This window comes from Flavonifractor sp. An82, assembly GCF_002159265.1.
GTDB lineage: Bacteria > Bacillota > Clostridia > Oscillospirales > Oscillospiraceae > Flavonifractor.
The window spans coordinates 1-23,816 of record NZ_NFHG01000009.1; the positions used below are offsets into that span (position 1 = coordinate 1).

29 protein-coding genes and 1 pseudogene are annotated in these 23,816 nt (G+C 48.6%); 5 read left to right on the plus strand and 25 right to left on the minus strand.

The window, feature by feature from the left end; translation table 11 throughout:
- Nucleotides 1-107 precede the first annotated feature (107 nt).
- Nucleotides 108-1,466, plus strand: a pseudogene (locus tag B5G34_RS10220) (RNA-binding domain-containing protein); the annotation flags it as partial.
- 169 nt (nucleotides 1,467-1,635) lie between these two features.
- Here B5G34_RS10220 and B5G34_RS10225 read toward each other — a convergent pair.
- The 13 genes from B5G34_RS10225 to B5G34_RS19485 form a co-directional block, all read right to left on the minus strand.
- Complete coding sequence (locus B5G34_RS10225) at nucleotides 1,636-1,947, minus strand: CD1845 family protein (RefSeq protein WP_087336848.1); 312 nt, start codon at nucleotides 1,945-1,947, stop codon at nucleotides 1,636-1,638.
- Nucleotides 1,944-2,249 (minus strand): hypothetical protein, encoded by a 306-nt coding sequence (locus B5G34_RS10230; RefSeq protein ID WP_087336851.1) that lies wholly within the window; start codon nucleotides 2,247-2,249, stop codon nucleotides 1,944-1,946. Before B5G34_RS10230 ends, B5G34_RS10225 begins: the two co-directional genes overlap by 4 nt.
- Before the next feature lie 140 nt (nucleotides 2,250-2,389).
- Complete coding sequence (gene mobC, locus B5G34_RS10235; RefSeq protein ID WP_087336854.1) at nucleotides 2,390-2,734, minus strand: plasmid mobilization relaxosome protein MobC; 345 nt, start codon at nucleotides 2,732-2,734, stop codon at nucleotides 2,390-2,392.
- Complete coding sequence (locus B5G34_RS19135) at nucleotides 2,731-3,663, minus strand: AAA family ATPase (protein ID WP_087336857.1); 933 nt, start codon at nucleotides 3,661-3,663, stop codon at nucleotides 2,731-2,733. Before B5G34_RS19135 ends, mobC (B5G34_RS10235) begins: the two co-directional genes overlap by 4 nt.
- Nucleotides 3,664-4,264: 601 nt before the next feature.
- Nucleotides 4,265-5,476, minus strand: a complete 1,212-nt coding sequence (locus tag B5G34_RS10245; RefSeq protein WP_002576318.1) for a site-specific integrase — start codon at nucleotides 5,474-5,476, stop codon at nucleotides 4,265-4,267.
- Nucleotides 5,477-5,621: 145 nt separating this feature from the next.
- Nucleotides 5,622-6,833, minus strand: coding sequence for a site-specific integrase (locus B5G34_RS10250; RefSeq protein ID WP_002576319.1), 1,212 nt, complete (start codon nucleotides 6,831-6,833; stop codon nucleotides 5,622-5,624).
- Between the two features lie 84 nt (nucleotides 6,834-6,917).
- Nucleotides 6,918-7,148 (minus strand): hypothetical protein, encoded by a 231-nt coding sequence (locus tag B5G34_RS10255; protein WP_002576320.1) that lies wholly within the window; start codon nucleotides 7,146-7,148, stop codon nucleotides 6,918-6,920.
- 476 nt (nucleotides 7,149-7,624) lie between these two features.
- A complete protein-coding gene (locus B5G34_RS10265) occupies nucleotides 7,625-8,095 on the minus strand; it encodes an RNA polymerase subunit sigma-73 (protein WP_002576321.1) in 471 nt (156 codons plus the stop codon).
- A 167-nt stretch (nucleotides 8,096-8,262) separates the two neighbouring features.
- On the minus strand, nucleotides 8,263-9,090 hold the full coding sequence (gene bcrD, locus B5G34_RS10270; protein ID WP_002576322.1) for a bacitracin resistance undecaprenyl-diphosphatase BcrD: 828 nt from the start codon (nucleotides 9,088-9,090) through the stop codon (nucleotides 8,263-8,265).
- Nucleotides 9,090-9,839, minus strand: coding sequence for an ABC transporter permease (locus B5G34_RS10275; RefSeq protein ID WP_002576323.1), 750 nt, complete (start codon nucleotides 9,837-9,839; stop codon nucleotides 9,090-9,092). Before B5G34_RS10275 ends, bcrD begins: the two co-directional genes overlap by 1 nt.
- Complete coding sequence (gene bcrA, locus B5G34_RS10280) at nucleotides 9,832-10,749, minus strand: bacitracin ABC transporter ATP-binding protein BcrA (protein ID WP_002576324.1); 918 nt, start codon at nucleotides 10,747-10,749, stop codon at nucleotides 9,832-9,834. The genes B5G34_RS10275 and bcrA overlap by 8 nt, the downstream gene beginning before the upstream one ends.
- A 180-nt stretch (nucleotides 10,750-10,929) precedes the next feature.
- A complete protein-coding gene (gene bcrR, locus B5G34_RS10285; protein WP_087336860.1) occupies nucleotides 10,930-11,544 on the minus strand; it encodes a bacitracin resistance transcriptional activator BcrR in 615 nt (204 codons plus the stop codon).
- Nucleotides 11,534-11,731, minus strand: coding sequence for a helix-turn-helix domain-containing protein (locus B5G34_RS19485; RefSeq protein ID WP_009246557.1), 198 nt, complete (start codon nucleotides 11,729-11,731; stop codon nucleotides 11,534-11,536). The genes bcrR and B5G34_RS19485 overlap by 11 nt, the downstream gene beginning before the upstream one ends.
- Before the next feature lie 165 nt (nucleotides 11,732-11,896).
- Here B5G34_RS19485 and B5G34_RS10295 point away from each other — a divergent pair, with 165 nt between their 5' ends.
- The gene (locus B5G34_RS10295) at nucleotides 11,897-12,250 is read left to right on the plus strand and encodes a helix-turn-helix domain-containing protein (protein WP_002576326.1); all 354 of its coding nucleotides are present in this window, start codon (nucleotides 11,897-11,899) and stop codon (nucleotides 12,248-12,250) included.
- A gap of 80 nt (nucleotides 12,251-12,330) precedes the next feature.
- On the opposite strand, the gene B5G34_RS10300 is transcribed toward B5G34_RS10295, so the two are convergent.
- From B5G34_RS10300 to B5G34_RS10330, 6 genes are all read right to left on the minus strand, one after another.
- A complete protein-coding gene (locus tag B5G34_RS10300; protein ID WP_002576327.1) occupies nucleotides 12,331-12,627 on the minus strand; it encodes a hypothetical protein in 297 nt (98 codons plus the stop codon).
- A 284-nt stretch (nucleotides 12,628-12,911) separates the two neighbouring features.
- A complete protein-coding gene (locus B5G34_RS10310; protein WP_002578499.1) occupies nucleotides 12,912-14,327 on the minus strand; it encodes a relaxase/mobilization nuclease domain-containing protein in 1,416 nt (471 codons plus the stop codon).
- A gap of 55 nt (nucleotides 14,328-14,382) precedes the next feature.
- Complete coding sequence (locus B5G34_RS10315) at nucleotides 14,383-14,715, minus strand: hypothetical protein (RefSeq protein WP_002578498.1); 333 nt, start codon at nucleotides 14,713-14,715, stop codon at nucleotides 14,383-14,385.
- The gene (locus B5G34_RS10320) at nucleotides 14,712-15,566 is read right to left on the minus strand and encodes a nucleotidyl transferase AbiEii/AbiGii toxin family protein (protein WP_002578497.1); all 855 of its coding nucleotides are present in this window, start codon (nucleotides 15,564-15,566) and stop codon (nucleotides 14,712-14,714) included. The genes B5G34_RS10315 and B5G34_RS10320 overlap by 4 nt, the downstream gene beginning before the upstream one ends.
- A complete protein-coding gene (locus B5G34_RS10325) occupies nucleotides 15,563-16,156 on the minus strand; it encodes a type IV toxin-antitoxin system AbiEi family antitoxin domain-containing protein (protein WP_002578496.1) in 594 nt (197 codons plus the stop codon). Before B5G34_RS10325 ends, B5G34_RS10320 begins: the two co-directional genes overlap by 4 nt.
- 136 nt (nucleotides 16,157-16,292) lie before the next feature.
- Entirely contained in the window at nucleotides 16,293-16,730 is a 438-nt protein-coding gene (locus tag B5G34_RS10330; RefSeq protein ID WP_002578495.1) for a hypothetical protein, read from the minus strand.
- 120 nt (nucleotides 16,731-16,850) lie between these two features.
- Here B5G34_RS10330 and B5G34_RS10335 point away from each other — a divergent pair, with 120 nt between their 5' ends.
- Complete coding sequence (locus tag B5G34_RS10335) at nucleotides 16,851-17,090, plus strand: helix-turn-helix transcriptional regulator (protein WP_002578494.1); 240 nt, start codon at nucleotides 16,851-16,853, stop codon at nucleotides 17,088-17,090.
- Nucleotides 17,091-17,123: 33 nt separating this feature from the next.
- On the opposite strand, the gene B5G34_RS10340 is transcribed toward B5G34_RS10335, so the two are convergent.
- The 6 genes from B5G34_RS10340 to B5G34_RS19140 all read right to left on the minus strand — a co-directional run bounded on the left by B5G34_RS10340 (nucleotide 17,124) and on the right by B5G34_RS19140 (nucleotide 22,178).
- Nucleotides 17,124-17,435 (minus strand): CD1845 family protein, encoded by a 312-nt coding sequence (locus B5G34_RS10340; RefSeq protein WP_002578493.1) that lies wholly within the window; start codon nucleotides 17,433-17,435, stop codon nucleotides 17,124-17,126.
- Entirely contained in the window at nucleotides 17,432-17,737 is a 306-nt protein-coding gene (locus B5G34_RS10345) for a hypothetical protein (protein WP_002578492.1), read from the minus strand. The genes B5G34_RS10340 and B5G34_RS10345 overlap by 4 nt, the downstream gene beginning before the upstream one ends.
- 152 nt (nucleotides 17,738-17,889) lie before the next feature.
- Complete coding sequence (gene mobC / locus B5G34_RS10355) at nucleotides 17,890-18,234, minus strand: plasmid mobilization relaxosome protein MobC (protein WP_002578491.1); 345 nt, start codon at nucleotides 18,232-18,234, stop codon at nucleotides 17,890-17,892.
- Nucleotides 18,231-19,037, minus strand: a complete 807-nt coding sequence (locus B5G34_RS10360; protein WP_002578490.1) for a DUF3848 domain-containing protein — start codon at nucleotides 19,035-19,037, stop codon at nucleotides 18,231-18,233. Before B5G34_RS10360 ends, mobC (B5G34_RS10355) begins: the two co-directional genes overlap by 4 nt.
- 1 nt (nucleotide 19,038) lies before the next feature.
- On the minus strand, nucleotides 19,039-21,768 hold the full coding sequence (locus B5G34_RS10365; protein ID WP_242956978.1) for a helicase-related protein: 2,730 nt from the start codon (nucleotides 21,766-21,768) through the stop codon (nucleotides 19,039-19,041).
- 53 nt (nucleotides 21,769-21,821) lie between these two features.
- Complete coding sequence (locus tag B5G34_RS19140; RefSeq protein ID WP_242956979.1) at nucleotides 21,822-22,178, minus strand: TnpV protein; 357 nt, start codon at nucleotides 22,176-22,178, stop codon at nucleotides 21,822-21,824.
- Here B5G34_RS19140 and B5G34_RS19145 point away from each other — a divergent pair.
- Both B5G34_RS19145 and B5G34_RS10370 read left to right on the plus strand, forming a co-directional pair.
- The gene (locus B5G34_RS19145) at nucleotides 22,177-22,455 is read left to right on the plus strand and encodes a hypothetical protein (RefSeq protein WP_242956981.1); all 279 of its coding nucleotides are present in this window, start codon (nucleotides 22,177-22,179) and stop codon (nucleotides 22,453-22,455) included. The two genes, B5G34_RS19140 and B5G34_RS19145, sit on opposite strands and share 2 nt — an antisense overlap.
- A gap of 609 nt (nucleotides 22,456-23,064) precedes the next feature.
- A complete protein-coding gene (locus B5G34_RS10370; RefSeq protein WP_087336867.1) occupies nucleotides 23,065-23,796 on the plus strand; it encodes a hypothetical protein in 732 nt (243 codons plus the stop codon).
- Nucleotides 23,797-23,816: the final 20 nt, after the last annotated feature.

Genomic DNA, 23,816 nt, shown 5'->3' on the forward strand with positions numbered 1-23,816 from the left:
TGGAGGATTGCATCAGGCCAAGACACTCTCATTCTAACAGCTTAGGCAACGATACGGAAAAGACACGGCTGGCTGCCGTGCCTTAAACCGTAAATATATTGTAATAGGATGTTTATGATACCGTCTGCTCGTTTTCCAACCGGGAAGGCGGGATCATTCTCCTGGGCGTCAAAGACAACGGAGAGATTTTGGGCGTTGCCCCGGATGCGGTTGACCGCATGAAAAAAGACTTCGTAACTTCCATCAACAACGGGCAGAAAATCAATCCGCCCCTATACTTGCAGCCGGAAGCCTGCACAGTAGATGGCCGCACGCTGCTGGTCATTCAGGTGCCGTCCGGCAGTCAGGTCTGCCGCCATCACGGGCGCATTTTTGACCGCAACCACGAAGCGGATATTGATATAACCGACAACTCCGACCTGGTGTACCAGCTGTACGCCCGGAAAAGCGGCAGCTACTTTGTCAACAAAGTGACGCGCTTCCAAATGGAGGACCTGCGCCCCGACCTGATGGAACGCGCCAGAGCCATGACGGCCAGCCGCACTGCCAACCATCCGTGGAAGTCCATGTCAGACGAAGAACTGCTGCGCAGCGCCGGTCTGATCTTAAAAGACCCCGAAAGGCAGCTCGAAGGCATTACCCTTGCGGCGATTCTTCTGTTCGGGAAGGACAGCACGATTCTGTCCGTATTGCCGCAGCACAAAACGGACGCCATTTTCCGGGTGGAAAACCTGGATCGCTATGACGACCGGGATGTCATCATCACAAATCTGCTGGAGACCTATGACCGGCTGATTGCGTTCGGTCAAAAGCACCTCAGCGACCCCTTTGTGCAGGAGGGCCTCCAGAGCGTCAGCGCCAGAGACCGCATCCTGCGTGAAATTTTCTCCAACAGCCTGGCGCACCGGGATTACTCCAGCGGCTATGTGGCAAAATTCGTAATTGAGCGTAACCGGCTCTACACCGAAAATGCCAACCGTTCCCACGGGCACGGCGCTCTGCACCTTTCCTCCTTTGAGCCGTATGCCAAGAACCCGCCCATTTCCAAAGTGTTCCGTGAGATTGGACTGGCGGACGAGCTGGGGTCCGGGATGCGGAATACTTACAAATACACGAAGCTCTATTCCGGTGGAACCCCGGAATTTATCGAGGGCGATGTGTTCCGCACCGTGGTTCCGCTGGCCCCGATTGCGGTGGAAAAGGTTGGGCCGCAGGACGAGACCCAAGTGAGGACCCAAGTGGGAACCCAAGTGACACTTACAGACCAGATTTTAGCCTTTTGTGCAGAACCGCGCTCGAAAGCTGAAATTGCGGAACATTGTGGGTATAAAAACACAAAGGGATTTACAAAGAGGTACTTGCGTCCACTGCTGGACAATGGACAGCTGCAAATGACCATCCCAGATAAGCCCAGAAGCCAACATCAAAAATATGTAACGGTGCAAAAGCCTGCACCAGAAAATTGAACCAAATCAGGGTGTCGGAGGAAGTTGTATGCTCCGACACCCTGATTTTTTATATGCCTTTGATGTGCGTGGACTTTACTTTCATGCTAATCTCATCACTGAAATTAGCACGAAAGTAAAGCCAAAAAAATTGCCGGGCAACTACTCCCGGCAATCCTGTGTTTTCTATTCAGCCATACACTGCGTCTTGGATGGCATACCGCAGATCCTGCACCTTGCCCACCAGCCAGGCGGCGGCCATCGGCAGGCCCACCGGGCTGACCAGGAAGGCGATCACCAACAGGATGATGCCGTTTTGCGGCGAGTAAGTCAAAAGCACCGCGATCCCCAGCAGTGCCACCACTGTGGAGGCCAGGCCAAAGATAAAGCTGGACACATACAGCAGCCCGAAACACCCCCAGGTGAACAGGGCCAGTGCCAGCACAACCGGCGCGGCGAGGATTTTCAGCCCCAGTTTCAAGATAAACCATACAACTCTCATTTCAGCGCCTCCTTCCGCCAGTCCAGGTATGGCTGGCACAGTTCGTCTACGGCTTCTTCGTCCGCTGCGGTGGCCTCCCTGCGGCCCTGCGTCCGGCGGATCAGCTCGAAATCCCAGTAATCTTGCAGCAACAGATCAAAAAGTTCCTCCGGGGTTCGGCAGAGGACGCCGTCCACACAGTAGCGGGAATCGCTGTTCCAGCTTATCCGAACGTAGCCGCGCCTGCATGGAAGGACTTCTTCCTCCGGGTCTTGCCGCAGGTAATCACGAAACACAGTCAAGACATTTTCAAACGTCAGCATCAGCCATCATCTCGTTTCTGACTCCATTATCAATCACACCCCGCCAAAACGCAACGATACGGGCAAAGAAAAAGGAGGGAGGCCCGGCGCAGCAGCCCGCATACGCCAGACCTCCCTCACAGCCAGGGCGTATGCCCCTGTCACGACAGCTTCGCCAGCTGGGTCAATATCCTATGCACCCCATCCCACAAAGCCTCCTGCCGCTGGGATATATCTTCCAGGTCGGCGTCATAAATGCGCCCGGTTTCATGCACACGACGGGTCAGCTGGTTGAGGTTGTTGCTGCTCCGGCGCATCAGGGAGACCAGCTCCTTCAGCTCCGGCAGTTCCAGGCGCACCACATAACCGTCCAAAGCCATTTTTCGCAGATATGCTTCCCGGTTGGAGGTGCCCAGCTGGGTCATCTTCTGCTCGATCAGTGCCAGTTCCTCCGGCGAGACCCGGAAGTTCAGCTGCACGTCCCGCTTGCGCTTGGGCGCTGTCATCGCTCCGGCTCCTGCTTTTTGCGGGCTGGTGCTTTCTTCTCAGGTTTTTCAGCGGGGTGCGGTTCCTGCTTTAGCTGGCGTCGAACAGAACGGCGAGGCTGGCGCAGCTCCTTACTGCGATCCTCGCTGGCAAGGATGGTGACATAGGTGCCGGGACGGTCCACCAGCCCGGTGATCGCCAGGCTGCGGAACGGCAGCAGTGCCATCAGCTGGTCGTGGGCTTGGGTGCCTGCACGGGCCAGAAAGTCCGGCGACACGCGGGCCATGTAGTGGGTGCCGTGGGGGCTGTTGGGGATATTCGGGGCACGAAGCTCCTGCAAGAGCCGAGTGGCCTCGGCCTGGATTTCCTCCGGCGTCAGCGGTTGGAGCCGCAGATAATCCTGCCGCGCCTGGTTCAGAAACAGATCGACCAGGCCAGTGTCACCATTCACCACAAAGTCCCGGTTGCGTTCGCCGCCGAAGCCGTCCGGGTTGGGCGGGATGTCCACCGTCTTGGCCCACGTCTTGTTGGCCGAACTGAACCGTCCGTCCCAATCTTTCTGCTGCACGGTGTTTGCCAGCACATAGAGAGTGCGGGTGTACTGCCGCAGGATGGTCTCCCGGCTCATGGCGTTCACCAAGCTGACCTCCATGCCGGAGAGCTGGATGTCGGCTGGCATCAGGTCCACGCCCTCCGGGTGGTGTAGGATGCCCTCACTGGGGCGGAGCGGCTCGTCCATCAGGATGCGCCCCATCGCGTCCGAGAGGGTGAAGGGCAGCTTGTCCGGCTGCGGGTTGCCCAGGCTGATGGTCAGGCTGGCCTGGGGGTCAGCGTCCACCAGCAGCACTTTCTTTCCGGCCTGGGCCAGCCCGACGCCTAAGTTGGCACAGGTGGTCGTTTTGCCGACGCCGCCCTTCTGGTTGGCGACGGCGATGATTTGCGTGTTCATTATGTTTCACCTCGTTTCTGTTGATTGCGTTCGGTTCTGGAAATAGAAAAAGCCGCCACTTCTTTCGTTAAAAAGAGTGACGGCTTTTTCTGATCCCGGAACATCAATCCCCGGAAATGCAAAAAGCGCCCAGCAGGAACACTGAGCGCTTTGCGATTAGATTTATTCTATTGTAGTCAAATTAGGCCAAATTTTCTCAAACCCACCAGACGAAAATGACCTTCTGAGAGGGCGATAAAATCTCCATTTTAAGAGCAGAAAAACAGCCCTCGGTTATCCTATTTGGTAACCACTTGGCCCTCATTTTGGCCTCTTTTTGACCGGTTAACCACTTGGTAACCACTAAAAATTGGGTAAAAATGGGTCTTGTTGCATCAAACTATATCAAACCCCATCAAAGGAAAAAGCTCGGAAAACAACGGTTTTCCGAGCTTTTTAAAGCATTTTGATAAAATTTATCGTTTGCTGAACTGCGGAGCGCGACGGGCTGCCTTGAGGCCGTACTTCAATCGTCTGAGCGATGATTTTCCTTGATATTCCGGGCTTTTTTGAGCCTCGGCCCCTCGGTTGTCCTATTCCTTAACCAAAAAACAGGCCACTTTTACGAGGGGACAGCTTGATGAAATGCAGAATTTACTACATCGAATAGCTGTTCTGGTTTATTATACTTTACTCTTGCATAGATGTCCATAGTTGTCTTGCTGTTCTCATGTCCGGCAAGGTACTGGACCGTCTTGGGGTCAACACCTGCATACAGAAGATTGGTGATGTAGGTATGCCGCAGCAGGTGCGGTGTCACATCGAAGTCCAGGCTATACACAATGTTGGGATTGTTTTTCTGATGTCCTCCCAGACTCGGCTGAACAGTGTACTTGATGCTCTGTCCGTTCACATACTTATAATAGGTACGCTCCTTGGTAGACCGAACAACGATGTACTGCCAGACACGTTTGAACTGCGAATATGACAAGGGCTGTCCCTCACTATCGGCAATCACATATTCCGATTTGGAGGCAGCCTTGGCTTCCCGCAGACAATTCACAAGGCATTTGGGAATGGGAATATCCCTTCTTGCTGCTTTCGTCTTAAGCGTTGTAGAGATAACCGGTCTGTTATGCTCTGATCGCCATGCGCGCCGCACAGAGATATATGGAGTGGGTGCATCGAGGAACACACAATCCCATTGCAAGGCGAGAGCTTCTTCTCGGCGCAGACCGGCATATAAGCCGATCATGGTAAACAGATACGGCGGAAGTCCTTTGACGGTTTCCAGCAGCACTTCCACCTGCTGGTCTGTCAGCGAATCTTTCTTTTGGGTCGGTTTCCCTCCTTTTGCCGAAATCCCCTCACACGGATTGTATTCCAGCAACTGGCTCCGCTCTGCCGAGTAAAAAATGCACTTGAGGAGCATATTCACCGTATTGTGCAGGCTCTCGGACTTATTGGACAATGGGATCAGCGCCAGACGAATATCATCCGCTGTTACTTCCTCCATATACATATCTCCCAAAGGCTTGATAATGTAGTTCTTCATATTGGAGGCGTAGCCCTTCAGTGTAGCCGGCGACACTTTTGCGGATTGCATCAACAGCCACTTCTCACAATACTCGGCCACAGTAGGATGCTCCCGGTGGAAGATGATCTCCGCTACCTGGCGTCTCGCCTCCTGCTCTTTATCGTACAGTTCCTCGCAGGTAGTCCCATACAAGCTCACCTGCTTGCCGTCTGCGTCCAGAATCCGGGTTCTGTAATACAGGACACCCTTTCGTGTGACGGTTCCATATTGAGGTATGTTTTTTTTCTTCTTTGCCATAATTAATTTCCTTTCTCGCGTGGTGATGTATCTACACCTCCTTTTTATCAGAGATTTCAAATTGAATCAAAGATACGGCCAAGGAAAAACTAAGAGCGAGACATCCTTGTCTCGCTCTTACTTCATTTTCTGAATTGTTCGGAACTTACACAGCGTCCCATAAGTCAAAGGCACAGCCCATTGCTTTGACAAGATCATCCGGCCTGTTGTATTTGACCTTTGCGTAAATGTCCATCGTGATTTTGCTGCTTTCATGGCCCGCCAAATATTGTACCGTTTTGGGGTCCACCGAAGAATGAATCAGATTGGTGATGTAGGTGTGCCGCAGCTGATGCGGTGTCACTTCAAAATCCAGGCTATATACCACATGGCCGTTATTCCTGGCTTTTTCTCCAAGTTTCGGGTAAAGCATATATTTTACATACTTTCCGTCCACAAGTTTTCTGGCCATTCTCGGCTTTGCAGTCCGCGTCACAATATACTGCCACAGCCGCTTAAACTGTGTATAGGATAGCGGATCACCGTCCCGATTGGCAATCACATAATCCGAAGTGGATTTTTTCTTTGCATCTTTCAGACATTCAACCAGACAGACCGGGAGAGGAATGTTTCTTTGTGCCGCTTTGGTCTTTAGCTCGGTAAGAATGACCGGCCTGTTATGTTCTGTGTGCCATGCCCGCCGTACCGTTAAGTACGGAGCCTCTGCATCCAGATACACAGAATCCCATTGCAGCGCCAGGATTTCTTCCCGGCGCAGACCGGCATATAAACCGATCATCACAAATACATAGGGCGGCAAATCCCGGATCGTGTCCAAAAGCCGCTCAACCTGTTCATCCGTCAATGCCTGTCTTTCTTCCTGGGGAACTCCTCCCTTTGCATCCAGGTATATGGTCGGGTCCTCGTCAATCACATGGCTCTCCTTGGCCGCCCGGAAAATGGACTTGCAGAGAATCACCACAGACTTATAAACCGAAGCCGACTTCTTGGAAACAGGTACGAGGGCAAGTTGGATGTCATCCAGGGATACATCAGCCATTCTCTTGTCTCCCAGCCCTCCAATAATGTGCCGCCGCACCTTAGAGGTATAATCTGTCAAGGTGGTGGCCCGAACATGGACGGACTGCATCAGCAGCCACTTCTCACAGTACTCAGCAACCGTAGGCGATCTTCGACGAAACGTAGTACTGTCAATCTGCTCTAACGCCTCCAGTTCCTTGTCATAAAGCTTTTCGGGCGTCTTTGCATAAAGCGCCACTCTGTTTCCATCCGAATCTTCGACTCTGGTTCTATAATATTCAATGCCGTTAAGCACGACCGTACCATATTGAGGAATTGCCCTTTTTCTTTTTGCCAATTCCGTCACCTCCTAAGAATAATGTCCAGCGCTGTACCTTTGTTTTATCAGACATATTAGGTTCCAGCAAGGATACGGAACAGCTCAAGCTCGGACACTTCGCAGCTTGCGGTATGTAGCGCTTTTTTCCACTGGCTTTGCACGATGGGTGCATTTTGCGATATACTCCTGAAGGCCAGCATCTGTAAAGTACACGCAACCATTTTGCACATACTGAACATAGGAAATTAGCCCACTGTTTCGAGCTGCATCCAAAGTGGCAATGCTAATCCCCAGTAATTTGGCAGCCTCTTTCCGCGAAATCAATTTTTCCATAGGTGGTCCCCCTTTCTGTCAAAGATGTGGTTGTTGCTTTCAAAATCACATGAATGCGCTGGCAACCGAAGCTGCCAGCGCATGGTATCTGACTTTGAAAAATTTACTCGCCACATTTGCCACGCACCCCTGGCGATGGGGACATTCCGGTCTCCGCTGGCGCGGCTGTCATAACTCCACAGCGTCGTTTTACTCGTGCGCCGCAGAGTTCCCCCCAAGTCTTTAGGAGGCCGTGAGGAAGTATCTTTAACCCCTATGCAGTCATCGCGCCCTGAAATGCCACTTTCGGGTATCAGGCTGACGTGGATCGCTCGGAACAGTCCTATTCATCACCTCCTGGGGCTGTCCATCTTCGCGGCGTGCCTGATTCGCTCGTACATAGGTTATGTACCGGAAATGCCGTCTATGAAATTGTCAAGCTCCACATTGGGAGAATGTTCTTCCCTCAATGGGTAGGCACTGATACGCTTCATTTGTTAAGTGTTATTCAAAAATTTTTTTATTTTTTTAAATCTTTGTGCAACAGCACTTCTGGAACAATGCCAAAGACGTGCTACATCAATTTGACGATAACCATCCACAAAAAGTAATGTCAATAGCTCCAAATCTTTCTTCGACAGCTTCTTCAATCTCAACAGTAGTTGTTCGTTTTCCACCGAAGCCAACCATCCATATCGCGTTTGATCAATCTTATCAACATCCCATTGATAAGATAACGATGCAAACTTTCGGAACAGCTGTGATTGACCACATACTTCATCATATTGTTCACAAGGTATTGGTTGCGTATGGTTTTGAAAAACCCTTTGACTGCAAAACCATGCCCAGTCATATTCTTTCATGGCAGCAATCTGTTCTTCGCTCATCCCTGCATCACAATACTCAACTTCTAAACGCTTCCATCTACTATCAAACTTCTTTTTCTCATATCCATAATTAAATCCCATTATTAACCTCCTGTAGATTCAATTTGCAAAATTCACCATGCAAACTAAAATCAGGAGGAGATCGACAACGAGAATCTCTGGGTTGTTTTCCATCCCCAGAAACAAAAATGCCAGCTGATCTTAAGGACCAACTGGCATTTTTATTCGCGCACAAAGAAAACGCATTATTAAGATTTTATAAGTACAACAAGTATACCAAGCACAATTCGATACCAACCAAACACCTTAAAATCATGTTTTTTGATAAAGTTCATTAGGAATTTAATTACTAAGACAGATACCGCAAATGCCACAGCCATACCGAGAACAAGAGCGAGCAGTTCTGCACTTGTAAATTCAAACCCGAATTTTAACAGCTTAAAAGCACTTGCTCCAAGCATAGTAGGTACTGCGAGGAAAAAAGTAAACTCTGCTGCTGCCACTCGTGAAACTCCTATGAGTAAAGCACCTATAATCGTTGCTCCCGACCGTGATGTGCCGGGTATAAGTGATAACACTTGAAATGCCCCTATCAAGATTGCTGTTTTATAGCTGATGTCAGAAAGTGCCATAGTAGTAGGAGTACGCTTTTTATTCCAATTTTCTATGAGAATGAATAACAAACCATAAAAGATTAACATGATTGAAATCACAATGGGGGTTTGGAGGTAAGCATCCAAATAATCATCAAATAGAATCCCCATAATAGCTGACGGTACACAAGCTACCGCAACCTTGAACCACAACGAGAAAGTATCCTTTTTAACAATTGACTGTGCTTTGTTCTTAAATTGAAAGGGAAACATCTTGTTCCAAAACATTACAACCACTGCGAGTATAGCTCCAAGTTGAATAACAACAAAAAACATTTCTTTAAATGCTTCGCTCATATTAAGTGTGATAAATTCGTCCACAAGAATCATATGTCCTGTGCTGCTGATAGGTAGCCACTCAGTAATACCCTCAACAATTCCAAGAAAAATAACTTTTAAAATTTCTATAAAATCAAGTACCATTATTTCAAATCCTCCTTTTTAAAATGATGAAAGGTCATAAGAAAACCAACTGCTGATACAAGAATAATAATAGATACAGACAGCAGTGTAGGATAGCCGGTACTCTGAAGTTTACCCTGCACCAAGAAATAGGTGGCTGTCCACGGATACAACGCTCCCCATTCTTGATTTGAAAGTGCGGCACTTCCCATGACAATCACGGCAGAGCCAATCATCGGGGCGACAAATCCTTTTGTTTTCATAGCAACAAACACAAAAGGAGAAACTGTTAAAAACATCAGGATACTGCCAAACAAAAACTTGGGGAGCCATACTATTGCCACTAGTAAGCTATATCCCTCCAATGTAAAGACAGCGTCATATAGCCCACAAACGATAAATATACCTGCCCATGTTACAAGGGTTAGCATAACAATCCAAAGAAGCAGGGTGCAAAATTTTCCAATTAATAGTTTTGTCCTTGAAATGGGTATGGGCAATATGGTTTTGAGGGTGCTTTCTGTGTACTCTCTGCTAAACAAGTAAGCTGCAATTGCCACATATATCATAATGTTTACCAGCAGCATGATATACAGTACACTGTCGCTGTATATGTCAGACAAGGTAAAGATAATCTCCGGCTTATCAAAATGTGTTTGCAAGGCTTCTATTAACATCAAAAGTGGGGTAGATAATACCCCTGCCACACTAATTAGCACCATTTTTGAACGCTTTAGTTTTAATAATTCACAAGAAATAAGATTAAGCAATACCGCCACCTCCAATCAGTTTAGAAAAGTAGTCCTCTAAGTTTTCCTCACTATCATTTATCCTTGTCACGAGCAGTCCATTTCGTGCAAATTCTCGATTGATTTCTCCAACACTTTGGCTAAAGTCATAAATTCTCACCGTACCGTCCTGCACTGTAAAATCCGTCATGTGGTAGTGGTTTTCTAAAATCTTTCCGGCTATCTCACTGTCAGATAAATCAAATTGAATGTATTTTCGATTCCTTTTGTGAAGCTCGGATATATTCACTTCCTCTACTAAATGCCCCTCGTGCATAACGCCGATAATATCTGCTATCTGTTCAATCTCGCTTAAAACATGGCTTGAGATAAAAATGGTAATGCCATGATTGTGACTAAGTTCAGATAAAAATGAGCGTATTTCAACTATTCCAATGGGGTCAAGTCCGTTAATCGGTTCGTCAAGTATTAAAAGCTCCGGCTCGTGCATAATGGCGGCGGCAATACCAAGCCGTTGCTTCATTCCGAGGGAATAATCGGAAAAGACTTTTCTTTTCTCCTTATGCAGCCCCACAACTTCAAGAGCTTTTTCTACTCCACTTTTAGATACTCCCCCTCGCAGTTTAGCGAGAATTTGCAAATTCTCATACCCTGTTAAATTACTGTAAAATCCCGGTGTTTCGATAATAGAGCCTACTTTGCTATAAAGGGTATGGATATTTTCCTTATAGTTTGTGCCAAACAAGCGTACCGTTCCCTCCGTTGGGAAAGCAAGCTGCAACATCATTTTCATTGCTGTGGTTTTGCCTGCTCCGTTTCTGCCGAGCAAACCATAAATTTTGCCCTTTGGCACATGAAGATTTACCTTATCGACAACGGTGGCTGTTCCGTATCGCTTCGTAAGATTTTCTGTTTCAATGATATAATCCATATTTGATTCTCCTTTCCGTGGGTTGCTGTTCTTGTTTTCGCTGACCACAATCTTATTATCCACGAGTATTGCATAGAAGCCAAGAAATCTACCGTCACAATGCCGACACAATAGATGTCAGCACGAAAAAAGCTCCGACACTTATCGTGTCAGAGCCTATTTTAAAGGGTTTATGGCATTTTACTTTGTTTGGGTTTGCTTTATCCAGACAAATATTTTAGCAACAAATAGCAGAAACATAAGGGCGGTTACATAGGGTTGTCTTGCCGCAGCGAAGAAGCAGATAAAAAGCGTACTCAGCACGAGAGAGCATTTTGTGATTATGTTGCTCCATGATTCCTTTTCAAAACAAACACACATCAGTTTCGCTATCCCAAGTGCAATCAAAACAATAAAAACAATCCAATAGATTGCAAGATATATTGGGGTAGTGTCTGTAAATGAAAGTAGATTGACAGAATAAATATATCCGTCAACAAGGTTACTATACAACGGCAAAAGTATAAAAGTAACCGCCATCATATCTAATATTCCATAAATGAAACTGTAAATTTTTTTCAAGTTGGAACGATTTTCAGTTTCGGCAAGTGTAATCAGTTCTTCGCCCGATAGCAGTTCATCTATGGTCACAGAAAAGAATTTAGAAATACACTTGAGCGACTCAATGTTAGGGTAACCCTTGCCGCTTTCCCATTTTGAAATGGCTGTTCTTGATACATATAATTGCTCCGCAAGTTGTTCCTGCGTTAAGTTCTTTCCAGTCCTAAGCTGTTGTAGCTTTTCATTAAATTCCATGATTCTCCTCCTGTTTGTTCCTTGTTTTCATACGTCCATCAACGGGTTTTTCTGCATCTTTTGGTATCATCCATGCACGACCAAATTTTTCAGTTCCGTCAATGCGATTTTCCTCACATAATTTTTGTATCCGTCTTTCCGATATGCCCCATTTTTCAGAAGCGGCTTTCACAGAAATGTAATTCATAATATCAACTTCCTTTCGCAAAGAGTATATAATTATTATATACGGAATGACGAATAATAGCAAGTTTCTCTCCACTAATACGAAATTATACACTACTAAACATAAAATCATACTTCGTTCAAATATCATCACCCGAAATGTACAATGATATAGGATGATATTAAAATGTACCAAGATGAAAGAAAACTTGATTTTAAGCCGTTAGGTATAGCGATAAAAAAAGCTCGGGAAGCAAAAGGGTGGACACAGGAATATCTTGCCCAACTGGTAGACCTTACGCCACGCTCTATTATGTATATAGAGAACAGGGGGCAGCACCCAAGGCTTAACAAATTTTATCTCATTACTACCTTGCTTGACATCTCTGTAGACCAGTTCTTTTTTCCATGCAATGAAGATGGCGACAACAATCGCCGCAAACAAGTTGATGTACTGTTGAATGATATGGAAGAAAAGGAGCTTATCGTGATGGAAGCTACGGCTCAAGGCTTGAAAAAGGCAAGAGAAACTGCGGAATAATTAACGCTGTTTTCGTAAGCCAAGCCAACTGAAAAAAGTGCGACACCTACACAGGCTATCGCACTTTTTAGGTTATTTTTTTATTCTCCACACAAATCATAAAGCTGTTCACATCGGTTTTGAATATCTAAGATTTCTGTTTCGGTTAAACTCCTGCGGTTATGAGTAAGTTGTTGCTCTAAAAAATCACGATAGCCATCAAGTAAGGCATCCCGTAAAAGCTCGGGGGCTTTGCAATGTTCCACACCAAACCATTGCTCATCTTTTTCATCCCAAATCATAACGGTGTATCCTCGCTTAGTGTTCACCACCTCCAAAACACTATCTTTATTTAGGTAATCGTTGAATACTTCTAAAACCTTTTCAAAGGTCATCATTTTATCAGCCCTTTCATATTTTAGGTGCTTATATGTAAGTAGTTTATATACTTATTACGACTATGATAATAAAAGTAAATCATCGTGTAAAGGATACGGATATTGTTTGCGAACAAAAGTGGCAAGCAATGCCGGTGTTAATACACTCGGCCCACAGAGGGAAAAATCCTGACGTGATTTCCCCCTCTGCTTTGCTTGTTGAGGGCAGCGCCCCCAAGCCCCTTTGAACGCAGAATTTCATTCTGCGGCTACGCGTCCGATGGACGCTTATGACCATGACCGGCTTACCGCTGGCCGTGGTCTTTTTCTTGTTCTTTTTTCTGTTCCTCATCCATTTTCAGCAGCCGATCCACATTGGCCTTTGCCGTCAAAAGTTCCCGCATTTCCTCACGGGAACGCCGGTACTCGGCGTAGGTTTTCTTCTTTTCCTCCAGCAGTTTGGCATACTCAGATTGCAGGTCTTTGACCTTGGGCAGCTTCTTCACTCCCATCTCATCAAAGGCATTTTTTGCCGCCTGATGGAGCAGAATTTCTTGCTCATGTTCCTCCCGAAATTTTCGGGAATAACCGGCCTTGCGATAGGCAACATAGGTCTCGCGGGTCTTGGCATAATTAACGATATGGGTACGCAGGACGGCGATCTCTGCCATGCGTTTCTCCGTCGCCTTAATCTGCGCTGACAGCTCATTGTGATGGGCGGTAGCCGCCACCGCTTTTTCTTCCAGCTCTGTATAGTCCAGTAGGTGATGTTCGGTAAGAAAATTCACGGTCTGCGCCATCTGTTTTAAGTTAAAAACCTTGGCCCAGCGTGCATATCCAGCACCTTTCCCGGCCTGCAATTTTGCCTGAATATCCACCAGCAAATTGACCTTGGGTGGCTCCGGCTGCACGGTGGATTTCTTGCGGGGCGTGTGCTGCTTTTCTCCAGCCAGCACCGCACGGATTTCTGTTTCGCTGTACCCGGCTCCCAGCTTGTCATCCATACGGGCTACATTCTTCCAGCCGGGAGCTTTAAGGCGGATTGCTTTCCCGCGCCGAGATACCTCGCAGCCCATCTCGGAAAGCAGTTGCAGAAGTGTGTCAAAGTCTGCTGGCTTTTGCTCCAGCGCCCGGTCAATCATCACCCGTAGCTGTTCCCGATGGGAGGGCTTGGCTTGTTCGCCCAGCCACTTGTTGTAGCTTTTTCCGTGGGGCTTGGGGTTCTCCACAATGGATAGTCCGTTCTCGATACAAATGGTGTCACTTAAACGTCGAACAGCTCTGGTGCTTCCCCAAAAGTTACGGAACTTCCGGTCACAATCCATATTGACCGCCGACCAGATGATGTGATTATGAATATGCGATTTGTCGATGTGGGTGCAGACCACAAAGGAATGATTGCCTTTGGTGAACCGCCTGGCAAATTCTATGCCCAGCCGGTTGGCTTCCTCCGGTGTGATCTCTCCGGGCCTGAACGACTGGCGCACATGGTAGGCGATCACATCATCTGTACCGCGCACTCGTCCGGTGGCGGCAATATACTGCCGCTTTGCCAACAGAAACTCTGCATCAGCAGTGCGGCTGTCACATCCATAGCTGGTAATCAATTTTCCGTTGTCGGTCTTTTGGGGATTTGCCACATAGTCAATAATATCGCTGATGGCACGGCTCTCAGTCCGACCCTTGCCGATATGCAGCGGCATGATGCGTGTGGTTGCCATAAGGGAGACCTCCTTTCCAAAAAAGAAACGGCCTGCATGGTGCAGACCGCTTTTGTTATTCTATTAAATCGTCCTCATCGAGAAAATCAAAATTGTCCTCGATGTCCTCTAACCGCTTCGGAGGAAACCTCATCTCGTATTGTTCTTTTGCCAGCGCACGAACTTCCCGGCGCTTATCTTTCATTCGGTTCTTCAGCCAGGAAATCTGCTCCTTTGATAATCTCCATGGGAGATTCAGCAAGCGGTTTATTGTCATTTGCTCCGCTTGCTTCTCCGGCGGCAAAGAAGCACAGGATTTACAGACGTGCGCCGCATGACCTTTGCCGGAAAATTTTTCATTAGCCTTATATTCTCCGCAGACTTTACAATAATGGCCGTGCTTCTTCATAGGCTCGATTCCTTTTCACTGAGAGCGTATAAACTGCGCACCGCCCCCATGATGATGTTCCACTCCAGATCTGCCGCATAGGAAAATTTTTTGCGGTACGATTCCCAAAGTTTCTGCATAACCGAGCTGTTCTCCACTTCCTCAAAAACTTCGGCAGCTTCTGCAAGATGTCGTTCTGTCCCGCGTTTGTGAGCAGTGGCCCGCAGCGCATCATGGAGAATCTGAGGGTCCAATGTATTCCCATGCAGCTGTTCCAGAATATAAATGTCATAGAAATCTCTCATGCGGGTGTTGGTGGTAGTTCTGGTAATGATCGTTTCCAGCTTTTCGGCCAGAACCGTTTCCAGATTGTACGCCCAAATATCAATGGAGCGATCTTCCAGCATCAGCTTGAAAGAGTAGCGGATCTCCCTGGGGGTAATGGCATCCCCTGTGGAAATGTCAATCTTCAAAGGCGTCACCACACCGTCAAAGGTTGTAGTCATATTTACGCGAATCCCCGGATATTCCGCCTCATCCATAATCTCCGAAATACTTTTCAGCTGGAATTTGACGCCATCATCAAGCGGGACACTCACAATAGCGGAAATCAAATTCTCTATGTCCTCCACATTGACATTGGCTCCTTTTACAGTAGCGTCCAAATCCATCGTGGAACGGGCATCCAGACCAACCATAGCCGCTACCAGCATACCGCCTTTCAGAATAAATTTGTCACGATATTCAGAAAGGGAGATACGCTCCAGAAAACGCTCCATCATGTAGTTCCGCATCAAGAGCTGGGCGTCCGCAGATTTTTTTCTGGAAAGATTGCGGATCAGATCCTTCAACTGCCTTGCTGTTTTTATCATAAAAGCACCTCCAAATACTGCCGCAGAATTTTTTCTACCCGGAACATACCGGCATACCGCATCAATGTCCGCAGGTCTTTGTCTTTTCTTCTGGCATACATCTTTAATGCCCCTTGAAAAGTCTGCATCTCCATGTTGTTCCTGCTGCGGAGCAGGTCGCAGATGGTGCGCTCCAGGTCATAGACAGGAACTGTATGCCCAAATGGTGTCTGAGCCGTTGTCAGGCCCACCCCATGCAGTTCCGCCTTAATGGTGAATACCTGTACGCCCTCTGCTTTCAGCTTGGAGGGATTATATCCGGTCTTGACTGTGACCGTATATTCCAGCGGCTCGCGGTCTGTCAGATCGTGAAAAAATAAAGCTGTCTCATGGGAAAACACTGCCTGTTCGACCCGCAGATGAAGTAAGTACATGGCATCGACCCAGGCATCCTTGGAAAGATAAATTCCATGCGCGACCCGCTCCAATTCCCGTGAGTGCACATAATCATAAAAAACAGGCTTAGAAATACCAGCAGATACTACTTGAGCTGTTCGCAGCATCCCATCCTGTGTTTCCAGCAGCTGATCCAGCTGTTCAAATTGTCCCACCGTACCACTTCCTTTCACACTAATATTATAAGCAATATTAGTTCAAAAGTAAAGTGATGAAAATTCGGCATAATTTTACCGACAGCTTAACGTTCAACAGTTTTGGAAATATGAAGTGGCAGCAAAATAGACAACCTCAGCTGCCCATTTCATCACGATATGAAATAATCTGCTTCTTTTTCTGTTTGGCACACCGTAACGTTGTGGCTGCTCCGCCCCAATCATGGAGAACATAGGCCACCACTACATCGGCGGACTCTACCATCCAGCGATTTCTATGAGAAATCGAAAAACGGCGCGGTACGTTTTCCAGCGGTGGATACACGGTACTGTCATAGCCAGAAACATCCCGGCCAGTGTTCAAATATGCCAATACAAGAACCAGCTCGATTTGCGGATACTTTTTCTTTTGTTCCCGTAAAATAGACGCTGCTAAACTGTCGAACTCTCCATATCCTCCAAGATAAAAAGTTGTTGCTCCTTGCTCAATTAGGTCTTGTGTTACATTGCGAAGCCAATTCGCAATATTGTCTGCCTTTGTGATTTGCGAATGGCCACAAAAAGTTACGTTCATACGATGGCACCCCTATTACCATCATACTGCAAATAGCTCTATTAGTACAGGTACAGGGACCAATTTTAGCAAAACTGCCCATATACTAAATATAGTACAGTCACAGGGGCGGTGTATAGAATGAAGCTAAACGAGGCGGTAAGCAAACGTCTGTTAGAATTACTAGATGAAAGAAAAATGACACAATATCAACTGTATATGAAAAGCGGTGTTCCCAAGTCTACGATTGGAAATGTCATCAACTGCTCGTATGATTCGGTTAAGCTACGGATCATTCATGAGATGTGCCAAGGAATGGGGATTGGGATAGATACCTTTTTTGCATCGCCGCTTTTTCAAGAAGATAACCTAGAACCATAAAACCTCCGACGAAATTCGTCGGAGGTTTTCATATTATCCATAAACCAAATCTTGAATGATAAACTTCAAGTCCTGTACCTTGCCCAGTAGCCAGATTGCAGCCATTGGCAAACCATAGGGACTAATGAGAAATGCTATCACCAGCAGGATAATGCCGTTTTGCAAGGAGTAAGTAATCAGAACTGCCACACCCAGCAGGGCAACCACCATGCTGATAAGCCCCAGCACCAAACCGGAGACATAGACAATCCCCACACAAATCCAGACGAACAGGGTCAGCGACAGAATCACCGGAGCCATTAAAATCTTCAACGGCAGTTTCAGAATGAACCAGATCGCCCTCATTTTTCTTCCTCCTTCCATCGTTCCCGAAAGCTCTGACAGAGAATTTCTGCCTGTCTTTCATCTTCTTCCGTCACTTCTCGGCATCCTTTGGTTAGCCGCAGTTCCTCATAGCTGCGATAATCAGATAACAGCACCTCGAATAGTTCGTCCGGTGTCCGGCTGAGAAGTCCATCCACACAGTAGCGGGAATCTCCATTCCATGTGACGCGGAGATAACCTTCTCGACAAGGGAGGACTTCTTCCTCTAGATCACAGTCCAAATACTCACGAAAAATCTCCAACACCTTCTCAAAGGTTTTCATCTATTCTCAACTCCTTTGCGGCAATCTGTTTTCTACCCATATTATCCTTCCAACATTTCAAAAAGACAAGGATATGGGCAAAAGAAAAAACGGAGGAAGGCGCGGCGAAAAGAACGCCGTTCCTCCCTCCGCAGTTGGGGCATATATCCCTGTTACGAAAGCCTGGAAAGCTGGGTTAGGATTTCTTTCACGCCCTCCCATAACTGCTCCTGCCGTTGGGCTATATCCTCCAGGTCAGCATCATAAATCCGCCCCGTTTCATGTACCCGTCGGGTGAGCTGGTTCAGGTTATTGCTGCTTCGGCGCAACAGGGATACCAGTTCCTTCAGCTCCGGCAAGTCCAGCTGTACCACATAGCCGTCCACAGCCATCTTCCGCAGATAGGCGCTCAGGTTTTTTGTTCCGAACTGTGCCATTTTCTGCTGGATCGCTTCCATCTCCGCATCGGAAACCCAAAACAGGACCGGCACATCCCGTTTACGCTTTTTGGCGCTCATCGTTCCGGCTCCTGTTTCTTCGATAAAGCAGGCTTGTGGGTGGTAGGCTCCTGTTTGAGCTTTTGCAAGACAGAGCCTTTCTCCGGTTCCTGAAGCGTTTTTCGTGCCTGCCGTGTAAACAGATCGGTCAGACCAAGATTGACCTCATCCACAACCAGATAAGCACAGTGGCGCGAAGTGCCGCTGTCCTCCGGCATGGGAATGGTCTTTGCCCAGGCTTTGTTGTCACGGGAAACGCGACCGTCGCTGTCCTTATGCTGGATGGTGTTGGCAAGGATGAACTGTACTCGTTCCGACCCGAACTTTTCCAGCACCGCCTTAACCGCAGACTCCGTATCCAGTCGGTTATCCGCATAGTGGGCGCTGATGGCGTGTTCAATGGCCTCTTTACAGTCAAAGTTTGCCTGATAAGAGCGGTTATATTGTGCCATCTCCCCATGCTGGGACGCATAGGCGGCAGAATGGAGATAGAGAGGGATGGACCGCTGTTCTTCCAAAACCTTACACACATCATCCGCTCGGTTTTCAATGCTGTCCCGGATCACATCCATGTAGCCGGTCTCCAGCTTCTCAAAGTGACGGTACACATCGGCCAGCGGTGTAGGCGAATCCAAAAGCGCCTGGGCCTGGGCATCGGTCAGCTCCAAGTCCTCCATCGCCATCACAATGTCCTCCCGGACGGTGTACTCATAGGTATGGTGCAGGATTTCCTCCGGGGGCTGGCTTTTCAGCCAGTCCCGGTATTTGTCCTGTTCAGCGGCCATCTTCTCATAAAGGGCCGTATTCAGATCGTTGGTATTCATGTTATCGCACCTCCTCATGTTGTTTCGGTTTCTTTTCAGGGCTACGGGGTGGCACCGGGCGCTTCAAGCTGTCCAGCACCGAAGGCCGTGCGCTCTTGGCAACCACAGTTTCCGGCTGGGCATGGCCCTTGCCGTCAATGTTCAGCAGCGTGTCCAGTTCCACCAGACGGGCGGACTTGACTCGCAGATCATCCTCAAAGGGAAACGGCTTTCCGATTTCCTCTTTGGCTGCGGCCTGCTGTTGGTAAAGGTTGTCCAGCTGGTTTTTCACGGCTTCCAAACGCTGAGGCATTTGAGCCAGTGCATTGTCGATACGGGTGAGGTTTCCGCGCGGGTCTGTGCCGAGGCTTGCCCGGTGGGTCATCTGGCCTTTCAACAGGAGCGTATATTCCTGTTTCCAAGCGGAAAACTCCACGGACATAGTAAAGCCCCGATAGCTGCCGATCTGCACCGGTTCGGAGCCTTTGACCTCCTTACAGGCGTCTAGCAAGGCTGCACCGGCGTTTTCTTTGTCAGTCAGCACATCGCCCCGGATCTCCATTCCAGCAAAGCCATCCTCCGGGTGAGGATGGGCGGCCAGGGTCTCCAGATCCGCTTCAAAGCCTTTAATAAACCCCTTGTTAGTTTCGATTTCCTGGGGGAAGTATTTGAGCAACTGATCCTCCAGGCGGTACTGCTTGCTCTGATGGTCAGCTTTCATCAGCTTCAGACGCGCAACCTCCACATCCAAATCCATGCGCTCCTTGATACGGGGGTCTCCGGCGCACAGGGCCTTGATCTCGGCAAAGGACAGCGCCGTTTCGTCCACATCATCGCAGGAGCGGACCGGGCTTTTGCTGGTCATGATTTGCGAAATGAATTTCTGTTTGTTCTCCACCGTCTGCCACAGGTAGGCATCGAAAGTTCCCTCGGTAACATAGCGGTACACATGGACCAGCGGATTCTGGTTGCCCTGGCGCTCGATACGGCCCTTGCGCTGGGCAAGGTCTCCCGGACGCCACGGACAATCCAGGTCATGGAGCGCCACAAGCCGGTCCTGCACATTGGTGCCAGCGCCCATTTTGGAGGTGCTGCCCAGCAGGACGCGCACCTGCCCAGTGCGAACCTTGGAAAACAGTTCTTTCTTCTGCACCTCGGTCTTGGCTTCGTGGATAAAAGCAATCTGCTCGGCGGGCATTCCCTGGGCGATGAGCTTCTGGCGGATGTCCTCATAGATGGTAAAGGCAGGCTCAGGCTCATCCAACGGCACAGCCTGTTCCAGCGCATGAAGTGTGGGATTATCCAGCTGTTTGGCTGCCTTTTTGGAGGGGGCTGCCTGGGGCGTGGAAATGTCGCAGAATACCAGCTGGGTCAGCTTGTCAGCCTCGCCGTCCCGCCAGATCTGCATGATATTACCCACACACTGATTGACCTTGGTGCCGGGTTCATCCGGCAGCAGCTGGTTGATGATACGCTGGTCTAGGCCCAGCTTGCGGCCATCGCCGGTAATCTTGAGCATATTGTCCTCTGAGGGGTCAACGCTGCCGCTGTGTACCCTGGAGGCGCGCTCGGAGAGAACCTGCACCATCTCTTTTTGGTGTTCAGTAGGCTGGGCCACGATGTTGTGGTATTCCACCTCCGGGGTGGGCAAGTTCAGCTGATCGGCGGTTTTGATGTCGGCAACCTCTTTGAACAGGATCATCAGCTCCGGGAGGTTGAAAAACTTGCTGAATCTCGTTCTTGCCCGGTAGCCGGTGCCTTCCGGTGCCAGCTCCAGTGCCGTGACGGTTTCTCCGAAGCGGCTGGCCCAGCAGTCGAAGTGGGTCATGTTCAGCTCTTGCAGGCGGTCATACTGGAGATACCGCTGCATGGTGTAAAGTTCGGTCATGCTGTTCGATACGGGGGTGCCGGTGGCAAAGATAACCCCTCGGTTGCCGGTGATCTCGTCCATATAGCGGCACTTCGCAAACATATCGCTGGACTTTTGGGCATCGCTGGTGGAGAGACCTGCCACATTCCGCATCTTGGTGTATAAAAACAGGTTTTTATAGTTATGCGCCTCATCGACGAATAGGTGGTCCACACCCAACTGCTCGAATGTTACCACATCGTCCTTGCGGCTCTCGGCCTGCAATTTCTCCAGCCGGGCTTCCAGGGACTTCTTGGTGCGTTCCAACTGCTTGACCGTGAAACGCTCACCGCCGCTGTACTTCACCTCGTCAATGCCCTCGGTGATCTCGTAGATCTGCTCCTGAAGGAGCCGTTCCTGACGCTCTCGGCTGATGGGGATTTTCTCAAACTGGCTGTGTCCCATGATGATGGCGTCATAGTCGCCGGTGGCAATGCGGGCGCAGAACTTCTTGCGGTTGTGGGTCTCAAAGTCTTTTTTGGTGGTGACAAGAATGTTGGCGGATGGATAGAGCCGCAGAAACTCCGACGCCCACTGCTCAGTCAAAAGCTGGCCGATACGCTCAGCGGCACTCTCCCAGGAAATGACCTGGACGGACTTGTCGTAACGGGCAGTTTTGCCGTGGGAAAGATGGATTCCATCCTCGGCATACCATGCAGTGATGCTGCCAATCCCGTTGCCGCCATGGTACAGGGTTTTCAGGGTGTCTGCAATCTCAACAGTGGACTCCTGTTCTTCAAAGGCCGCGATAATACGCTCTCTCTGACGATAGGTGTTGCCGCCCAGCCGCAGCACATGGTCGATGTCAGCCTGGGCAAAAGAAAAAGCAGAGGATGTTTGCACATTCTCTGCTTCATCTATGATTCTGATTTGTTCTGCTTCGGAGAGGAAGAAACTCAGCTGTGAATAAGCTCCGCCATCAGAATCTCCTCGGCCTGGGCCTTGCAGGTGTTCATCAGGCCCACCCACTTCATCGGGTCGCTGGCTTTCAACTGTTCCGTGGCGCCCGCTGCCGCCGCCAGCTGGGGCATCATCTGCTCCAGACGGCTGTTCGCCGTCTCGTCGATCTCGATGAGGTGCGGGTACAGCTTCTCGGTCAGCAGCAGCTGGTTGTAGATCAGGGGCCGGTGTTCCTTCAGGTACGCTTTCCGCATCCTGCCGTACTTGCCCAGGGGTTTCATCGGCTGCTCGCTCAGGCTCAGGTCGGGAATCAGGTAATCGCCGTTCCTCGTGTAAGTCAGGTTGTTCTCCATGTGTAACGCTCCTTTCCGCGAGTTGTTCGCGCTCATAGTTCTGGATGGTGACGCCGATCTGCCGCAGCACCTGCTGGTTCACCTGGCTGACCGCTGCGCCCAACGCCCCAACCGTGGCCGGGGTATTGAAATCGAAAATCGGCATGAAGTCCTCATGCTGGAAATATTGTTCCGTATCCAGCCCACAGCGGGACATCAGGGCGTAGGCGATACTGACGGTGGCGGCGGACTTAAATTGGACTTCGATGTTGAGATCATCGTACTCCTCCAGAAATGAACCGTCAACGATATAGCGAAAGTCCTGCTGATGCTCGTCCCAATATTCACTGGCCAGCTTTCCGGCCACATCAATAAGCTGCTGGGCGAGATTGCCACCAGCAACCCCGTAGTTGCACTCCAGCATGGCCGACACAAGTCCGATGTGCTGTTCCTCCAGCTGCCACAGCCAGGGGGTGCGGGAATGTTCACAGGTCCCAGTGTCGGAAATATCAAACACATAGCGCAGGCGGGGCTCGTCGCCGGAATCATCTACCAGGGCGATACCCTTGGAACCGCGGCGCACATACCGGCCCATTTTTTCATTCCATAAATCATACTCGGCGCAGGCGGTGGCATCCGGGCGCTGGGCGTAAATCATCATCTGCTCATGGAACGGGCACTTATAAAGGCGGGCGGCGGTGCTAAGAAAAGCCGTCCACTCCTTCCAGCTGCCCACAAGCTGGGTCGATACCTGTTCGGCCATCTGACGGTAAAATTCAGCTTTGGATGGCATGGTTGTTTGCCTCCTTTCGGTTTTTAATTTTGGCATATAAAAATATTAACAATTTACGTTTACCATGAGCCATGCTATACTAAATGTAAATAAACTTTGGCTGGTGGACGCTGTATGAAAGAAATTTTAGATTTAATTAAGACTATGACGGAGTATTTTCAAAGCCAAATGGCTCCGCAAAGTTTCCTCGATCTTTTGGTGCAATACGTTATTCCTATTTTGCAAGCGATAGTTTTAGTTGGTGGTGCCGGGGCTGGCATTTATAAGTATTATCAGAGCAAAAATAGAGAAATTAACGAAAAAATACTTAGTACAGTTTATGCGCCGCTCTATAACTATTTTGTAAAGCAAGAGCTATACTGCAACCTAAAAGGTCTTCAGCGTGATGTTAAGCAAACTCCTATATTAGAAATTTCGTCTACACGAGTTAAAACGAAGTTAGGAAATGGCAAGGTCGAATCAACACGCGAAAAATTTTCTGTACTAAACCTCGATCGAAAAGAATTTATAAATGTACTTCACTCAGTTAATATCGGGCTTGCAAACAAAAATTTATACACCTTGCTTTCTATGTATGAAGTTGTTTGCCACGAAGAAGAAAACTTTGGTGGACAAGAATCCTTTTTCAAGGCTGGAATATTAAAAGTTCAGATTGAAAATGAAATCCGTAAAGAAATTATTACAGGATACGATTACTACCAGAAAAAGTTAGGGCTTAATCGAAAGAAGAATACACATCTTTGTCGAATTGCTAATGGCGATATAGAATTTGATTTTGATATTCCCCAGGATTCGATAGATAAATTTAGAGAAGATTACGAATCACACCCTGAACGTTATCAATAGTGCAAAACATCATCAAGGCC

What these genes read in the sequence shown, in the direction of transcription:
- B5G34_RS10225 (WP_087336848.1), bottom strand. Translation starts at nt 1,947, where the DNA reads ATGAGAGTTGTATGGTTTATCTTGAAACTGGGGCTGAAAATCCTCGCC.
- B5G34_RS10230 (WP_087336851.1), bottom strand. Translation starts at nt 2,249, where the DNA reads ATGCTGACGTTTGAAAATGTCTTGACTGTGTTTCGTGATTACCTGCGG.
- mobC (WP_087336854.1), bottom strand. Translation starts at nt 2,734, where the DNA reads ATGACAGCGCCCAAGCGCAAGCGGGACGTGCAGCTGAACTTCCGGGTC.
- B5G34_RS19135 (WP_087336857.1), bottom strand. Translation starts at nt 3,663, where the DNA reads ATGAACACGCAAATCATCGCCGTCGCCAACCAGAAGGGCGGCGTCGGC.
- B5G34_RS10245 (WP_002576318.1), bottom strand. Translation starts at nt 5,476, where the DNA reads ATGGCAAAGAAGAAAAAAAACATACCTCAATATGGAACCGTCACACGA.
- B5G34_RS10255 (WP_002576320.1), bottom strand. Translation starts at nt 7,148, where the DNA reads ATGGAAAAATTGATTTCGCGGAAAGAGGCTGCCAAATTACTGGGGATT.
- B5G34_RS10265 (WP_002576321.1), bottom strand. Translation starts at nt 8,095, where the DNA reads ATGGGATTTAATTATGGATATGAGAAAAAGAAGTTTGATAGTAGATGG.
- bcrD (WP_002576322.1), bottom strand. Translation starts at nt 9,090, where the DNA reads ATGGTACTTGATTTTATAGAAATTTTAAAAGTTATTTTTCTTGGAATT.
- bcrA (WP_002576324.1), bottom strand. Translation starts at nt 10,749, where the DNA reads ATGGATTATATCATTGAAACAGAAAATCTTACGAAGCGATACGGAACA.
- bcrR (WP_087336860.1), bottom strand. Translation starts at nt 11,544, where the DNA reads ATGGAATTTAATGAAAAGCTACAACAGCTTAGGACTGGAAAGAACTTA.
- B5G34_RS19485 (WP_009246557.1), bottom strand. Translation starts at nt 11,731, where the DNA reads ATGAATTACATTTCTGTGAAAGCCGCTTCTGAAAAATGGGGCATATCG.
- B5G34_RS10295 (WP_002576326.1), top strand. Translation starts at nt 11,897, where the DNA reads ATGTACCAAGATGAAAGAAAACTTGATTTTAAGCCGTTAGGTATAGCG.
- B5G34_RS10300 (WP_002576327.1), bottom strand. Translation starts at nt 12,627, where the DNA reads ATGATGACCTTTGAAAAGGTTTTAGAAGTATTCAACGATTACCTAAAT.
- B5G34_RS10310 (WP_002578499.1), bottom strand. Translation starts at nt 14,327, where the DNA reads ATGGCAACCACACGCATCATGCCGCTGCATATCGGCAAGGGTCGGACT.
- B5G34_RS10315 (WP_002578498.1), bottom strand. Translation starts at nt 14,715, where the DNA reads ATGAAGAAGCACGGCCATTATTGTAAAGTCTGCGGAGAATATAAGGCT.
- B5G34_RS10320 (WP_002578497.1), bottom strand. Translation starts at nt 15,566, where the DNA reads ATGATAAAAACAGCAAGGCAGTTGAAGGATCTGATCCGCAATCTTTCC.
- B5G34_RS10330 (WP_002578495.1), bottom strand. Translation starts at nt 16,730, where the DNA reads ATGAACGTAACTTTTTGTGGCCATTCGCAAATCACAAAGGCAGACAAT.
- B5G34_RS10335 (WP_002578494.1), top strand. Translation starts at nt 16,851, where the DNA reads ATGAAGCTAAACGAGGCGGTAAGCAAACGTCTGTTAGAATTACTAGAT.
- B5G34_RS10340 (WP_002578493.1), bottom strand. Translation starts at nt 17,435, where the DNA reads ATGAGGGCGATCTGGTTCATTCTGAAACTGCCGTTGAAGATTTTAATG.
- B5G34_RS10345 (WP_002578492.1), bottom strand. Translation starts at nt 17,737, where the DNA reads ATGAAAACCTTTGAGAAGGTGTTGGAGATTTTTCGTGAGTATTTGGAC.
- mobC (WP_002578491.1), bottom strand. Translation starts at nt 18,234, where the DNA reads ATGAGCGCCAAAAAGCGTAAACGGGATGTGCCGGTCCTGTTTTGGGTT.
- B5G34_RS10360 (WP_002578490.1), bottom strand. Translation starts at nt 19,037, where the DNA reads ATGAATACCAACGATCTGAATACGGCCCTTTATGAGAAGATGGCCGCT.
- B5G34_RS19145 (WP_242956981.1), top strand. Translation starts at nt 22,177, where the DNA reads ATGTGTAACGCTCCTTTCCGCGAGTTGTTCGCGCTCATAGTTCTGGAT.
- B5G34_RS19140 (WP_242956979.1), bottom strand. Translation starts at nt 22,178, where the DNA reads ATGGAGAACAACCTGACTTACACGAGGAACGGCGATTACCTGATTCCC.
- B5G34_RS10370 (WP_087336867.1), top strand. Translation starts at nt 23,065, where the DNA reads ATGAAAGAAATTTTAGATTTAATTAAGACTATGACGGAGTATTTTCAA.